This window comes from Mucilaginibacter sp. (assembly GCF_041660805.1).
Lineage (GTDB): Bacteria > Bacteroidota > Bacteroidia > Sphingobacteriales > Sphingobacteriaceae > Mucilaginibacter.
The window spans coordinates 111,108-126,874 of the sequence record NZ_JBAZVP010000003.1 but is presented as its reverse complement, the minus strand read 5'-3'; the positions used below and the strand labels follow the sequence as shown (position 1 = coordinate 126,874).

The window sequence follows — 15,767 nt, the reverse complement described above, 5'->3', positions numbered from 1 at the left end:
TACCAATATTTATGAAATACATTATCATTGTTCTATTTATCACGCATAGTTTTTCTGGTTTTTCACAACAGGTAGCAGGCTGTAAACCATCATCTTCCAAATCTATGTTTCTAACTTCAGCGACGGGGCATCGCGGCGGGTATCACTGGCAGATGCAACGTTATAGCAAGGTAAATGCTGATGGAAAGAAAATATCAGATGCCAATTATAACAGCAAAATGTGGCTCAATGCGGTCGTGCCGGGAACGGTGCTGACCTCGCTGGTTACCGATAAAATATATCCAGACCCATATTATGGCGATAACAACCGGAAATCCAGAAAATTAATACCTGATATGGCCGATGTAGGCCGCGGGTTTTATCATTACTGGTTCCGTACCCAGTTCGGGATACCGTCCCATCTTTCGGGTAATCGTACATGGCTGAAATTTCACGGGATTAATTATCGCTGCGAAATATGGCTTAACGGTAAAAGGTTAGGCAGTATGGCCGGCATGTTCAATACGCAAAGTTTTGACATCACTGATGTTGTGCATCATAAAGGAAAAAATATATTAGCCGTGAATGTGCAAGCTGTGGATGTGCCCGGCTCATACTTCAAACCCGGTTTAACCCAAACAGGCGCGGTAGGTGAAAACCACAACGGGGGGGACGGGGAAGTTGGAAAAAATGTAAGCATGCTAATGAGCGTAGGCTGGGATTTTACATCCCCCGACGGGATTAGGGACAGGAATACGGGTATCTGGCGTGATGTTGAAGTATATGCCACCGGAGATGTGGTTCTGGAAAATCCTTTTGTTCAAACTAAACTGCCTTTACCTGATACACTTACATCCAGACAAACCATAACAGTTGAAGTTAAAAACGCGTCTGACCATGTGCAAAAAGGGATATTGTCAGGGAAAATCAATGAAAGCCAGGGGACATTCACGAAAAACATAACACTCGCTCCGCACGAGGTGAGATTGGTAACTTTTAGTCCACAGATTTATCATTCGTTGACGATTCAGCACCCCAAACTGTGGTGGCCAATTAACAAGGGTAAGCAAAACCTATATACTTTGTCGCTAAAATACACGCTGGTTACAGGACAAATAAGCCATACCAGCAGTATAAAGTTTGGTATCAGAGAAATCAGGTCAGATCAGAACACGCCCGATCGATCACGGCGGTTTTATGTAAACGGGGTGCCACTATTCATCCGCGGCACAAACTGGGTACCCGAAGCCATGCTGCGTAATACGCAGCAGCGAACTTATGCCGAATTGCGTTATACCAAACAAGCCGGGGTTAACCTTTTGCGTCTTTGGGGAGGTGGTATTGCGGAGTCAGATTATTTCTATCAGCTGTGTGATGAATTTGGTTTTTTGGTATGGAATGAGTTCTGGATTACAGCTGATACCCGATTTCCAACAGATACTGCGTTGTATTTTAAAAACCTTGCCAATACGGTCAAACGAATTCGCAATCATCCGTCACTGGCTTATTATGTAGCAGCAAACGAAGGGAGCGAAATTCCGGGTACTGGCGTACTGCTAAAAAGACTTGATCCCAGCCGTGACTACCAGGAACAATCAGAATGCTGCGGCGTACATGACGGTAGCCCTTATAAATATGAAAACCCGATGCAGTATTTTGAAAATACAGCTTCAAAGCGCGGCAGCCGCGTGGATGGGTTTAATCCCGAATATGGTACGCCATGTATACCTATAGCGGAATCCATAAAAAAAATGATGCCCCTAAAAGATACCTGGCCAATTAATGATTCTGTTTGGAATTATCTTGACGGCAACGGTTTTCATCAGATCACTACCAAATACCGTCAGGCGGTTGATGCGTTCGGACAATCATCTTCTATAGAGGAATTTACTAAAAAAGCGCAATTTGTAGGTGCCCTTAACTTCCGGGCCATCTGGGAGGTGTGGAACTATAACAAGTTTAACTACGGGGACCGTTTTGCCTCAGGTTTTTTATTTTGGTATCATAACAGTCCGCTACCGCAAACCGCGTCGCGTATGTACGATTGGTACCTGGAGCCCACTGCAGCGCTATACTACTCACAAAACGGATTGGCACCGTTACATCCACAGTATGATTATTTAAAAAACACCGTATCCGTTTATAATGATTTTCGCAAAGCGTATCCCGGCTGTCAGGTTGAAGCTACGGTTTATACCCTTGATGCCAAAGCGGTATGGACAAAAACCGCCGCCGTTGATATACCTTCAGACGGTGTAGTGAACGATGCCATCAAAATTGAATTCCCCGATAACTTAACGCAGGTTCATTTTATTAAGCTGAAATTAAAAGATAAGACAGGTACGGTGATAGCGGATTCCTTTTACTGGCGATCAAAAGATCCTTATCGGGGTGCCTGGACCATGACAGGGCCGGCTGTATCTGGATTTGAAGATATTAATAAACTGAACAAGGCCAAAATACATACCAGCGCCACTTTTGATCAGAAAGGCACCATTCGTGCGGTCATTAGTAACCAATCCAAATCGATTTCATTTTTTACGCAGCTGAAGCTGCAGGATACCCATGGCAAAAGTATCAGCCCGGCTTATTATACCGATAACTTTTTTTGCCTGCTGCCGGGAGAAAGTAAAAAAGTAACTATTAAATTCAGCCGGATCGACCTGCCTGAACATCACTTTCAGCTGGTGACCGATGGGTTTAATGCCAGTCCGCAAATCCAATACTTTAATTATAATTAATAATTTATGCATACGTTAAGATCAATCCTGTTAACAGGAATAGCTCTATTATCAGGTAACCTGCTTTTTGCCCAGGTATATAATATAAAAGACTTCGGCGCCGTGGCTGACGGAAAGACCATGAATACAAAAGCCATACAGCAGGCAATTAATAAATGCAGCAAACAGGGCGGCGAAGTGCTGGTCCCTGAAGGCACATTCCTAACCGGAACCCTGTACCTGCGCGATAATGTAAAAGTTAGTATCAGCGAAAATGGCAAACTGCTGGGCAGCGCTTCATTTGCCGATTATCCAGACAATGAGGTGACCGGATATAAAAATGCCTTTACCAATTATCCGGATGGCCGTTCACACACCAATAAAGCAATGTTTTTTGCAGAGGGAGTAAAAAACATCATTCTGACCGGCAAGGGTACCATTGATGGTAACGGCAAAAGCCCGGCGTTTGATCTGGGCAATGACAGCCGCTCGCCCCAGAGCCGTTCCCGGCCGTGTATGATCCTGCTTGTGGATTGTAAAAACATAGCGGTGACTGATCTGCACCTGAGCAACTCCGCTTATTGGTTACAAAACTACCTGGGTTGTGATGGCCTGCAACTGAAAAGGCTGACTATTTATAACCATGCTAACTGGAATGTAGACGGGATAGATATTGACAGTAAGAATGTACTGGTTGAGGATTGTAAGATTGATGTGGATGATGATGGTATCTGCCTGAAAAGTCATGATGCCAGCCGGGCCTGCGAAAATGTCGTGGTGCGTAACTGCGAAGTGGCCAGTAACTGCAACGCAATTAAATTTGGCACAGTTGGTATGGGTGGCTTTAAAAATATCAATATCAGTAATTGTATTATTCACAAAGCTTCTGAAGACAAGATCCGTCACTGGCAGCAAAATTTGAAGTTTATCGGGGAGCCAATAACCGTTATAGCGGGGATCGCGCTGGAAGCTGTGGATGGCGGCATAATTGATAATGTGCGGATTAACAATATTCAAATGCAGGATGTGCAAACGCCAATCTTCATTGTATTGGGGAATCGCGGAAGCAAGCAGGTCAACAGTACCGCCCCGTCACCCGTATCACAGATCCGGAACATTATTATTAGTGACGTGACCGCCAGTTCCCAAAGCAAGATGTGCAGTTCTGTTACTGCATTTCCAGGCTATTATGCAGAAAATATAAAATTAAGCAATATCAGCCTGAACGATATGGGCAATGGAACACGCCAGGAAGCGAATATCACATTAAAGGAAAATCCTAAAGCTTACCCGGAAAACAGGATGTATGGTGAGGTATACCCGGCAAGCGGTTTATTTGTGCGGCATGTGAAGAATCTCAAACTGCACAATATAACGTTTAAAACACAGCATCCGGATGGAAGGCCGGTAATCATGCTGGATGACGTGCAGGGGGCGCAGCTGAATAAAGTTGTCCTCCATGCCCCGCAATACGCTATGGAGGCTATAAGGCTAATGAACAGCAGGGGGATTAGTGTCAGCTCACCAACGCTTTCTCCTGAAAAAGCACCCCTGTTACGCCTGATAAATGTAGAGGAGAAACAGGTAACGGTAAAGGGCATGGAAACTTATCCAGGATTAATTAATCATTGAAGCCTGAACTAACTAATGAGATTTAAAGAACTTAAAAGAAATAAAATGATGTTACATAAAATGCTAAAATGTGGTAAACTGATCGTATTCATACTTGCTGTTTTTACAGGGAAAGTTTACAGTCAAATCAGGCTTCCCCGCCTGGTGAGTGATGGAATGGTATTACAACGGGATATGCCGGTTAATGTTTGGGGTTGGGCATCGGCCGGCGAATCTATAATGATAACATTTAACCATAAAACCTACCATTGTAAAACAGATGAAAATGGTGAATGGCGTGCGAAACTCGGTGCCATGGAAGCTGGCGGGCCTTATGTTATGAAAATCAGCGGTAATAATGAAATTCAAGTTAAAGATGTGCTGATAGGTGACGTTTGGGTTTGTTCCGGTCAGTCCAATATGGAATTCTGGATGGGCCGGGTTAAGGAAAAGTATGCCGGTATGATTACGACCTCCACTAATGATCATATCCGTCAGTTTCTGGTCGAACCACAATACAATTTTCAGTCGCCCCAGCAGGATGTACGCTCAAAGGCAGGCTGGCAGGTTGCCAATCCGGAAAATGTATTGCAGTTTTCGGCTGTGGGTTATTTTTTTGCGCGTGATCTGTACGCTAAATATCATGTACCCATCGGCCTGATCCATTCCAGCAGGGGGGGAAGCCCGGCAGAAGCCTGGCTGAGCGAAGATGCACTGAAACAGTTCCCCAACTATTATAGTCAGGTTCAGTTATTAAAAGACAGCGCAAAGGTTAACCATATCAACAGCAGTGACAGGCTACGGAGTAAGGATTGGAATGACCAGGCAAACGCCGGCGACACAGGAATGATAAATAAAGATCATCGTTGGTATGAACCAATGCTCCGTGATAATGATTGGAAGAAGATCGCTGTACCGGGATATTGGGAAGAAACTTTGGTAAAACCGCTCGATGGTGTGGTATGGTATAGAAAGACGGTTGCAATACCGGCGAACATGACTGGTAAAGCGGCAATATTACGCCTTGGTAGCATTGCTGATAATGATATTACCTACGTAAACGGAGTAACAGTCGGGAGAACCAACAGCCGGTATTTCCAGAGAGCATACTCCTTACCTGCCGGTTTGCTAAAGGCTGGTGAAAATGAAATTGTGGTCCGTATTGTTAATACCTCCGGCCCGGGTGGCTTTATCAAAGATAAACCCTACCTGCTGGAAGCTGGCGGGCAACAGGTCAGTTTATCCGGCGAATGGACATATAAACCGGGTATAATCATGCCGGCACTAAAAGGAGGAACGACCTTCGCCTATAAACCACTGGGCCTGTATAATGCCATGGTGGCCCCGTTGTTAAACTATGCCATTAAGGGTGTAATTTGGTACCAGGGAGAGGCTAATACCAACAGAGCAATGGAATACCGCAGCCTGTTTCCAGCGATGATAGCCAACTGGCGCAAAAATTGGAAAGAAGGTGATTTTCCATTTCTATACGTACAGCTGGCAGGTTATCTGCCGCCTTCTCCGCATCCTGCACCCAGCCAATGGGCCGAGTTAAGAGAAGCGCAGCTGATGACGTTAAAAATTCCCCATACGGGTATGGCCACAACCAGCGATATTGGTGAATGGAATGACGTGCACCCGCTTAATAAGGAAGACGTCGGTGCCCGGCTGGCGCTTACGGCCCGAGCGGTGGCTTATCATGAAAAGGACGTCGTAAGTTCCGGTCCGATTTATAAAAGTATAAGAAAAGAAGACAATAAGATCATCATTAGCTTTACCAGTACAGGCAGTGGCTTAACCTCCAAAGCCGGACAGCCATTAAATGGATTTGCAATTGCAGGTGCCGATGGGCGGTTTGTTTGGGCAAAGGGCAAAATTAATCATGCGGAAGTAATTGTTTGGAGCGAAGAAATTAAAAACCCTACAGCTGTTCGTTATGCCTGGGGCGATTTTCCGGCAGGTGCTAATCTTTACAATAAAGAAGGATTGCCCGCATCTCCTTTCAGAACGGATATAAAAGATCAAACAGAAGTCAACCCATAAAAAACGATCATGATGGCAAGTTTGCTCACCAGTTCAAATATATACCATTGAAGTAGCGCCGTCCACCACAGCTTTGTCGGTATGTCGCCATAACGACGAGGACCGTCAAGTTCCGCCTGTAGGTGGACGGTTCGCTAAAAGGTTAGTCAAATATGCCGTCCCTTCCCGATATAAAACCGCCATCTAGGTAGATTTCGCACGTCAATAAATGTTTCGCAAGAAACGGGTTCTTTGAAGGGTTACATTATTATAATATTGCTTCAAAAATTAAAAATGCGACTATTGACTTTTGTCTTATTACTTATCCTAAACGGCCATAGCAAAGATAACGACCTGGATAAATTTTTAAGCGCTTACAGCAAGCAATGTATAAGCGTTGATGGTTTAGACCAGCTTAAGAGCCACGTGCGGTTTAGCAACGGACACAGTTGCCCGGAAGTCATTATAGCGGTATTTTCTAAAACCGACCGGCAGATTTTATGGGAACCTGCATCTATAGCTAATGCGCAAAAATTCCTCAGTGCCGGAAATAAAAAACTGGTTAAAGGCAATACATTAATTCTGATCTTGAAAAACCGCGTCTTTGTTCATCGTGTTAAGTGAATCGGTTATGAAATGTCTATATGCTTCTAAATTTCATTATCTCAAAGACTGTAAACTTACGCATTACCTGGCACTTGGAAGACGGGTTCGGGGTAGCTTAATACAAAGTTGCAGGTGGTCAACCAGTGGGTTAGACAGGGCTTAATTGTATATGCCAGATCTATTAAGAAAAAATGAACATCGATTAAATGCTCACTAAAATGCATTTAATCGATGTTCATTCAGTAATTTGTAATCATCATACAATTGTTTTTTTGTTATTGCAATAAAGCAGCAGCAGCCCATAAAACAGGCGCCTGTCCATGCCAATCACCTGTTACTTTTTTCCTGTCCAAATAGTATTGCCGATCATTCTTTTTGTTAGTGCCCTGGCAAATGTCCGTAATGTCGCCATTAGTATCAAGATGTTTAACCAGTCCTATCCAGGCCTTTCTGGCGGCCGGGCCATATAAACTTTGTTTTAGCCAGCCTTTTTTTACACCGGTTATTATTGCATAGGTGAACATCCCCGTACCTGATGTTTCTTCCCAGGCTTCCGGCACATCAATTAATTGTCGCCATAAACCTGATGCCGTTTGATATCTTAGTAAAGACGCCATCATCATCTTATAGGATTTTAAAATTCGGGGCCGGTAAGGATGGTTAACCGGCATAGAGGTTAATAGTTCTGTCATCCCGGCCGCCATCCACCCATTGCCCCTTCCCCAATAAAAAGGCACATCCGGGGCATGGTAGAATAGCCCGTTGGGTCTTTGTAGTAAGTTCAGGTAAACGACCATCTCGCGTGCTGCACGGTCCAGGTATTTCTTTTCACCGGTCGCCCTGTACGCCTGTAATTGAATGACGGAAATCATAAACATATCGTCTATCCACATCCGGGTTTGCCAGCTTAAACCTTTTTTTTGTAACGCTGCCGCATGCGTACCCAGACTATCTTTTGGTAACATCCACTGCTCATCGGCAAAGCGTATTCCGATTTCTTTGTATTTATTTTTTTGGGTTTGCCTATAAATCTGTAATGGCACAGCCCCAAACACTGTAAAATCAACATGGTTTGGCTTAGGTACCAGATCAGGTCGTTGCTTAATTAAGGTATCGAACTGAGCGATAAGCTTATTTTGCAGTATTTGGTCTCCGTTTGCTTTTGAAAACGTCAAGGCACCATACCAGGAACAAACTTCCTGGTAAACAATTACAGGTTGCTTTGATGCGATCATCATAGAATCTTTATTCTGCAGAAATCGCAATGCCAGTTTATTCCCCACAATTCGCGGAGAGGTGTTCACTGGCCAGTTGGTTAAGTAATTGACCGGCTTAGTTTGAGCAGCAGCGGTTGAAGCTGTGATTAATATTTGCCCGACAAAAGCAAATATGATGGATAAGGTATTCTTAAAGTTAATCATTATACAGATATGTTTAGTTAACGAAAATATAATTCGGCGGGGAGCTGCAGCTCCCCGCCGAATTATATACTGTTAGTAACCGGGGTTCTGGGTCAATTTTGAATTGAGGGTAGTCTCCCTACGCGGGATAGGGAATAGATTTAACGTAGGTAAAACATTAGCAAAACTGCTGCTCGGTGGCGTATATTTATCTTTATAAGCCTGCATTACCTGCACGAAAGTGCCATATCTAATCAAATCAAACCACCTTTCACCTTCAAAGCATAGTTCAACCCTTCGCTCATTACGAATAGCTATTCGGGCATCGGCTTGTGAAAGCCCGTTTTTTGATGGAAGACTGGAGCGATTACGTATGATATTTAACTGTGTTAAGGCATCAGCTGTTTTGCCATTCTCATTCAGGGCTTCAGCATACATTAGTATTGCATCTGAATAACGCAATATGGGCCAGTCGTTGTCCCCTTCATTGCCTGAGGGGACCGTTGGATATACAAACTTTTTACAATAATAGTAAGCAATCGTACCGGCTGTAAATGTGCCGATATAGTTTAGACGGTTATCTCCTGGCTCAAATGCATTGTACAAATCGGGTGTACCCAAATTAAAGCTGACACCGCTAACGCTAATGATACCAGTAGCCGGAACGGGGATGAATTGACTGGCAAACAAATTCCCTTCTCCTAAACCACCGCCGAGGTACTGAACGGAAAAGATAAATTCTTTGTTGTTGTCCTTACTCAAGCCGAAAACCTGGTCGTAGCTTAACAACGGCAAAGAAACAGAAGCAACAACAGACGCCAGTATAGGTTCTGCTTGCTGAAATTTATGCTGAAAAAGTTGCACTTTACCTAATAAGCCCCGGGCTGCAATGCTGGTAGCCCTGCCCATGTCGGTACCACCATATGATGCCGGTAATAAGGCAGCTGCTTCGGCCAAATCTTTTTCCATTTGGGCATATACATCAGCTACAGGACTGCGTTCATAAGTGTATGCCTGCTGTTCTGTTGTAATTTCGGTTAATACCAGAGGTACCCCACCAAACATGCGCACTAAATTAAAGTACATGAGTGCCCTGATAAACTTTGCCTGTCCGATATAGCCATCACGGGCGGCCTGCGTCATGGGTGGGGTGGCTACATGTCCTAAAACGATATTACAATAGGCAATAGTAGCATAATGTCTGTTCCAAACGTTTTGCAAGGTTCCTGAAGCAGATGTCCAGGTAAACTTATCCAGCTCCCCAATGTTGGCATCGGAATCGCCATAAGATTGCGTATTGTCAGAGGGGATCTCGCAGTACGCCCATTGAAAATTGTAAATGGGCCGCAAACTTGTGTAAGCGCCATTCAGTGCTGTTCTGATATCAACTTCTGTATTATAATAAGTGGTAACCGGCACAATTCCCTGGGGAGTCAAATCGAGGAATGACTTTTTACATGAGGCCAGTGTTATTGACAATATAGATACCAAAAGATAGCTTATGATGAGTTGTTTAGTTTTCATGTTATTTTTATTAAAACTTTAAAATCCAAAGGTTATACCAATAATGAAAGTACGGGCAACAGGATAGGTGCCTTCATCAACACCAGGCCTAAGGGGATCCCCGCCGTATGAACTGGATTCCGGGTTGTACCCACTATACTTAGTGAACAGGAAAGGATTTTGAGCGGTTAAATATATTCTGGCGGTTTTGGCGGCTATTTTTTTAGCCCATGTCTCACCTAAACGGTAGCCGAGCGTGATGTTTCTAACCCGCAGGTAAGCGCCATTCTCCATTGACTTATTGGTAAATGCGTTTCCTCTGTTGACACTGCTTCCCGATCCGGGAATGGGGAAATCTACATCACGGTCTGGCTGAGCTGGATCAAAATAGTTATTAGCGAATGCCTTTATGGTATTAGAGCTGCCACTGCTATTTTGTAACTGCCTGAAGTTGCCATTTACGATATTTACCCCCTGCACACCTTGTAATAATATGCTGAGATCGAAGTTTTCATACTGGAAAGTATTGGTTAATCCATAGGTAAAATCAGGAAGCCCGTGACCTAACACTTTCAAATCGTTGATATCAATCTTGCCATCGCCGTTCTGATCCTGTATGCGCCAGTCGCCGACTTTATTACCGGATGTCGTTTGCGGAAAAGCGGCCAGTTCAGCGGCATTTTTAAATACACCGGATACCTGATAACCGTATATCAGACCTATAGGATCACCAACTTTGATCTGGTAGATGTTGCTCCATGCGTTTACAGTAAACAGCGATGGTAGCGAGGACGGCCCTCCCAGGCTCAGTACTTTTGTACGGTAGCTGGACAAGTTGCCATTAATGGTCCAGTGAATTTTTCCTATACTAAAATCGGTGCCGAGCGTAAACTCTATCCCGCGGTTTCGAAGCTTGCCCTGGTTGGCCTGGTAAGTAGTTGCATAGCCAACTATGGCGGGCAGATCCTTGGCCAATAACATACCGTCAGATATGCGATTAAAATAATCAACTGTAAAATTGATCCTGTTTTGTAACAAACCTAAGTCTATGCCAAAATCTGTCTGCGTATTCTTTTCCCACGTAAGGCTGGCGTTAGGAAAACCGGATTGTTGCACTCCATATTGTCTGTTGGGACCATAAGCATAATTGGTGTTTAAGCTTATAGAATTCAGATAACTGAAACTACCAATGTTTGCATTGCCGGTTTTACCATATCCACCACGCAGTTTAAATTCGTTGATTTTTAACTTATTTAACAACGGCTTTAAAAGTTCCTCCTCTCCAAGGCGCCATCCAAGCGAAAATGACGGAAAAACAGCATAGCGGTTATTGGGACCGAATCGTGAAGAACCATCTCTCCTTACAGCAGCGGTTAATAAGTACTTTCGGTTAAAATCATAAGTCAAACGTGCTGCGTAACTTACAAAGTCGTTATCATCATAACCAATAGTACCTACGCGGTTGGGAGAGGCCAGGGGATTTTGGATGGCTGTGGTAATGTAAGTTCCCGGCAATGCTCCGGTATAATTAATAGTTGATGTCAGCTTTTGGGCTGAGAATAAACCTAACAGGTTAAGGTGATGCCCGCCTATTGATTTATCATAGGTGGCGGTGTTTTCCCATACCCAGTCAAAGGTTGTACGGGCATTTTCTGAGGCAAAGATACCAGTTAAAACAGGATTGGACAGGTTAGCGGTAGGAGCCAGTCTCGATGCGGTTGTTGCCGGCATGTAGGCATGTATCTGTTCGTTTTCCAATGTGGCGCCGATATAAGATTTTAACTTTAAACCCGGTATAGGTGTATATTCAACATAAGTATTACTTAACGTTCTAAAAGCCCTGGAGCGATTAACAACCTGCTCTAAAACATTTAAAGGGTTAAAAAAATTACTGGGAAAATACACTGCCGTTGGCGATAAAGTAAAAGGCAAGGACCGGTCATAAGGCTCTGCATAATCACCATTGGGCATCCGTACCGGCGATACCGGAGGCATAACAAGGGCCAGATTAAGAACACCCGGATTCCGAAAATCCGCTACCAGTCCGGGTACGCCTGGAAGATAATCGGCAGCGGCTGCAACATCGCTAAATTGCCCAGACGCGGGTTGCCTGAATTGTTCAGCATAAGATGGTGAAATAGAGAAACTGAATTTTACATTCTTTACAATATCTGCGTCCAGGTTCACCCTCGTTGTATAGCGGCTGTAAGCAGTACCTACCAATACTCCTTGCTGTTTAAAATAGCCGGCAGAAGCATTAAATCTTATTTTTTCACTTCCTCCGGAGGCGTTGAATTCAAAGTCGGTAACCGGTGCTGTCCGGAAAATTTGGTCCTGCCAGTCGATATCCGGTAAAGATTGAGGGTCAGTATCAAAAATGGCTGGATATGCGGTATTACGTATACGGGCAATATTTTTTGCGTTGGCAATATACTCATCCCGGTTTAAAACATGATAACGCCTGTTTACGTCCTGAATACCCCTATATGCTGACACTGAAAATACGATTTTGCCGCTTTTTCCTCTCTTCGTGGTAACCAGCACCACACCATTAGCTGCACGAGAACCATAAATAGAGGCGGATGCAGCGTCTTTTAATATCTGAATTGACTCGATATCGTTTGGGTTAAGAAGTGTAAACTGCGAGGAGGTTTCCAGGGGATATCCATCTACTACATAAAGTGGTTCATTAGATGTACTTAAAGAACTAACGCCACGTACCCGTATAGTTGGCGCCACGCCTGGTTTAGCTCCTTGGTCCGACTGTACCTGAACGCCCGCTGCCAAACCGGCTAACGCTTCGCCTGGAGTGCCGACTGGTTGGTTTCCAATGTTTTTTCCATCTACACGTACAATTGCAGCAGTGACAGTTGCTCTTGCCTGTGTTCCATAGCCTACCACCACTACATCACTTAAAACACTTCGCGATTCGTTTATAACAATTGTAAAATTGGTTTCACTGCCGATGCTCACCTCTTTCGTTTCAAAGCCAATAAATTTTACAACCAGAATCTCACCTTTGTCAGCTGTGATCGTAAAGGTTCCGTCAGCAGCGGTTACTACAGCTCTGTTTGTACCTTTAACGGAAACGGTAGCTCCAGGTAAAGGCTGACCCTTATTATCCGTAACCTTACCTTTTATGGGTTGTGCCTGTAATGCATTTGGAGGATCTAATTCTTGCTCCTTTTTTTTGAGCACAATAGTTTTGCTGAATATTTTATAAGTTAACGGCTGATTTTTCAGGCATTGATCCAATGCGTCGGTAAGACTAGCGTTTTCTAATGAAAGGCTAATTTTTGATTCTTCAGGAATATCTTTACTCTCATACACAAAATGATATCCTGTTTGCTTTTGAATTGCTTTTAAAACTTTTTCTATAGAATTGTTCCGGACATGGAGCGTTACCTGCTGGCTAAAGCTTTTGGCACTGACATGGACCAGTGCTGCAAGGAGCATAATAGCAGTTAATTTCATGATCAATAAAATTTTTGAAAGGCAAGGCCACCCTAAGGGCGTAACCTTAGTATTTAATTTCATACTTTTGAATGTTTGGGTTAAACGTTATGTGTCTATTTGCTGGTCAGATAATTGGGTAATCCAGATACTTACCGGGTTAGTGCAACGAACACTTTCCCGGTTTTTTCATTTATATACTTTGGTTAGGTATGGATTCCCGGCTTGCCCCTAATCTGTTTGTGGTATTTTTTTTCTCATGTGTTTTCTTTTTTAAATTGTTTAATTGGTTATGTGTAGTTGACTTTTTATAGGTTTAGCTTTGTATCGTTATCCGTTTTCCTTCTATTTTAAATCTGAGACCGGAATAATGAAAAATGTCCAGTACTTCAGACAGGTTTACGCTACGTGAAATACTTCCTGTAAAAACCTTATTTGGAATTTTACCCTCATAATGAACATCGATGTCATACCAACGAGAGACCTGTCGCATGATCTGTTGTACATCTGCATTTTTAAAATCAAAACTTCCGTCTTTCCAAGCAATATCCCGATCAATATCTACATCATGAAGTATAGCTAAATGAAAGTTTTTATTGTTGACTACGGCCTGATCACCTGGCTTCAATAATCCGGTTGAACTGCCGTTACTGATCTGTACGGCACCTTCTATCAGGGTAGCTTTTAACTGACTTTCGTCGTTATATGCCATTACATTGAAGTGAGTACCCAAAACCTTAATTTCCGTTTGACCTATTTTTACAACGAAGGGCACCTTCGGATTTTTGGCTACTTCGAAGTACGCTTCCCCTAAAATCTCAACCTGTCTTTTTCGGCCGGAAAACATTGTCGGATATTTAATGGAGGATGCTGCATTTAACCACACTTTAGTACCATCGGCCAAGACAACCTGGTATTGTCCACCTTTTGGGGTGCTAATAGTATTGAATTCTGAACGTTGTTCATTTCCTGCACCGTTTATTGAATATACGAGCTGTCCGTCGGCTGTTTTATTTACTTTAATGTTGCCTACTTTGACAAGGGTACCATTCTTTGCTTTGTTTAATACAATCCTTGAACCATCAGCAAGTGTAAGAACTGCATTGTTGCCTCCCGGAAGAGCATCATGATTTTGGTGTTCTATATTAACCTGATCAGGCAATATATAACTGCTTTTCGCTCTGAAAAAATAAAGACCGACGCCGAGCATAGCTATAATGCTTGCGGCAATAGCTAAATTCCTGGCAGAAAAATTTGACCAATACAGCCTTTTTACAGATATATCCTCTTTAACACGCGATCCCAGTACATTATTAAATATTTGTTTGCTGGTCGCATCGTCAAAATAAAGGTTTCTCAATTGAAACTCATCCCATGCTTTCTGCAATAGAAGTGTAAGCTGCTCATCGTCAACTATTAAGTCGGTTAAGGTACAAAGCTCATTAATCTCCTGTTCGGTTGCCTTATGGCTAAAATAAAGGCTGAACAAATAAGCCAATCTTTTATCAGACTGTGTCATGAATGCTCTAATTTATTGGTTTATATCCGGTCAATTAAGTATTGACTGGTATTAAGACAATAAATAGTCAAAAAAGGGGTAGTGGACTCTCAGAATTTATTAAAGAATTTAATTAAGATAAAAATAATTATCGCATCGTTGTGTTTATGCACATAGGTCGTAATGGTTTGGATTGCAGTTTGCAGGTGCTTTTTGACTGTTTCGCGGGATATACATAGCTCATCTGCTATTTCAAGGTACTTTAATCGCTGGTGGCGACTTAGTAAATATACCTTTTTTTGCTGCGGGGGTAAATGGTTTATGGCTTCATCCAATATCCTATAATAATCGTCAGGTGCATCAATCGCACCCCGCTGCATATTTTCCAATTGCCATTGCTCTTTAAAAGTCTGCTCTTTTACAAACTTTTTAAATTGATTAATAGCATGATTCTTAGCTATCACAAATAAGTAAGCTTTAAAGCTGATAACGCTGTTTAATTCCTGTCGATTTAGCCAAATTTTGGTAAATACTTCCTGAACAATATCTTGAGTGAGTTCTGTCGAGTTGGTTATCCTGAAAATATATGCCCCTAATATCTGGTGATAATAATTGAAAATTATTGCAAATGCTTTTTCGTCCCCTTTAGCAGTACATTGCAATAATTTTTTTTCATCAAATAAACCAGAATAGGTCATTTTTATTGGTGTGTTAAAAGAAATGATATCAATTATTCGTAGATATCAAGCTACCCATATAAATTTAGTTAAAAGGAGAAGTAGCGAATTTAGGCTGACAATTGATAATTTCAAAACTACGTAAAAAATCAATAAACTATTAATGCCTTTTAGAAAATTATAGTAGTAAGATTTAATAAATAAGTGTGCGTCTTTGCCGATCCTAAACTTTAATTCAATTTTTCCTAAAAAAAGAAGTACTATATATCAATAACATGTATTCTTTTTTATTTTCATC

General features: G+C 42.6%; 9 protein-coding genes. 4 read left to right on the top strand and 5 right to left on the bottom strand.

What is annotated here, in order from left to right; genetic code table 11:
* Positions 1–11 precede the first annotated feature (11 nt).
* The 4 genes from WC743_RS05930 (at position 12) to WC743_RS05915 (ending at position 6,956) form a co-directional block, all read left to right on the top strand.
* Entirely contained in the window at positions 12–2,720 is a 2,709-nt protein-coding gene (locus WC743_RS05930; RefSeq protein ID WP_373010930.1) for a sugar-binding domain-containing protein, read from the top strand.
* Between the two features lie 6 nt (positions 2,721–2,726).
* The gene (locus WC743_RS05925) at positions 2,727–4,331 is read left to right on the top strand and encodes a glycoside hydrolase family 28 protein (RefSeq protein ID WP_373010929.1); all 1,605 of its coding nucleotides are present in this window, start codon (positions 2,727–2,729) and stop codon (positions 4,329–4,331) included.
* A gap of 45 nt (positions 4,332–4,376) precedes the next feature.
* Positions 4,377–6,353 (top strand): sialate O-acetylesterase, encoded by a 1,977-nt coding sequence (locus WC743_RS05920; RefSeq protein ID WP_373010927.1) that lies wholly within the window; start codon positions 4,377–4,379, stop codon positions 6,351–6,353.
* A gap of 273 nt (positions 6,354–6,626) precedes the next feature.
* On the top strand, positions 6,627–6,956 hold the full coding sequence (locus tag WC743_RS05915) for a hypothetical protein (protein ID WP_373010926.1): 330 nt from the start codon (positions 6,627–6,629) through the stop codon (positions 6,954–6,956).
* Between the two features lie 257 nt (positions 6,957–7,213).
* Here the strand turns inward: WC743_RS05915 and WC743_RS05910 are convergent, their stop codons facing one another.
* From WC743_RS05910 to WC743_RS05890, 5 genes are all read right to left on the bottom strand, one after another.
* Positions 7,214–8,359 carry a glycoside hydrolase family 105 protein gene (locus WC743_RS05910; protein ID WP_373010925.1) on the bottom strand — a complete coding sequence of 382 codons (1,146 nt, stop codon included), beginning with the start codon at positions 8,357–8,359 and terminating at the stop codon, positions 7,214–7,216.
* 72 nt (positions 8,360–8,431) lie between these two features.
* Positions 8,432–9,862: a RagB/SusD family nutrient uptake outer membrane protein gene (locus WC743_RS05905; protein ID WP_373010923.1), complete on the bottom strand. Its 1,431-nt coding sequence runs from the start codon at positions 9,860–9,862 to the stop codon at positions 8,432–8,434.
* An 18-nt stretch (positions 9,863–9,880) separates the two neighbouring features.
* Positions 9,881–13,378, bottom strand: coding sequence for a TonB-dependent receptor (locus WC743_RS05900; RefSeq protein WP_373010922.1), 3,498 nt, complete (start codon positions 13,376–13,378; stop codon positions 9,881–9,883).
* Between the two features lie 232 nt (positions 13,379–13,610).
* Positions 13,611–14,813 (bottom strand): FecR family protein, encoded by a 1,203-nt coding sequence (locus tag WC743_RS05895; protein WP_373010921.1) that lies wholly within the window; start codon positions 14,811–14,813, stop codon positions 13,611–13,613.
* A gap of 89 nt (positions 14,814–14,902) precedes the next feature.
* Positions 14,903–15,490 (bottom strand): RNA polymerase sigma factor, encoded by a 588-nt coding sequence (locus WC743_RS05890; protein ID WP_373010920.1) that lies wholly within the window; start codon positions 15,488–15,490, stop codon positions 14,903–14,905.
* Between the last annotated feature and the right edge of the window lie 277 nt (positions 15,491–15,767).

Bases quoted from the DNA above. Each gene is read 5' to 3' on its own strand.
- WC743_RS05930 (WP_373010930.1), top strand. From the start codon at position 12: ATGAAATACATTATCATTGTTCTATTTATCACGCATAGTTTTTCTGGT.
- WC743_RS05925 (WP_373010929.1), top strand. From the start codon at position 2,727: ATGCATACGTTAAGATCAATCCTGTTAACAGGAATAGCTCTATTATCA.
- WC743_RS05920 (WP_373010927.1), top strand. From the start codon at position 4,377: ATGATGTTACATAAAATGCTAAAATGTGGTAAACTGATCGTATTCATA.
- WC743_RS05915 (WP_373010926.1), top strand. From the start codon at position 6,627: ATGCGACTATTGACTTTTGTCTTATTACTTATCCTAAACGGCCATAGC.
- WC743_RS05910 (WP_373010925.1), bottom strand. From the start codon at position 8,359: ATGATTAACTTTAAGAATACCTTATCCATCATATTTGCTTTTGTCGGG.
- WC743_RS05905 (WP_373010923.1), bottom strand. From the start codon at position 9,862: ATGAAAACTAAACAACTCATCATAAGCTATCTTTTGGTATCTATATTG.
- WC743_RS05900 (WP_373010922.1), bottom strand. From the start codon at position 13,378: ATGAAATTAAATACTAAGGTTACGCCCTTAGGGTGGCCTTGCCTTTCA.
- WC743_RS05895 (WP_373010921.1), bottom strand. From the start codon at position 14,813: ATGACACAGTCTGATAAAAGATTGGCTTATTTGTTCAGCCTTTATTTT.
- WC743_RS05890 (WP_373010920.1), bottom strand. From the start codon at position 15,490: ATGACCTATTCTGGTTTATTTGATGAAAAAAAATTATTGCAATGTACT.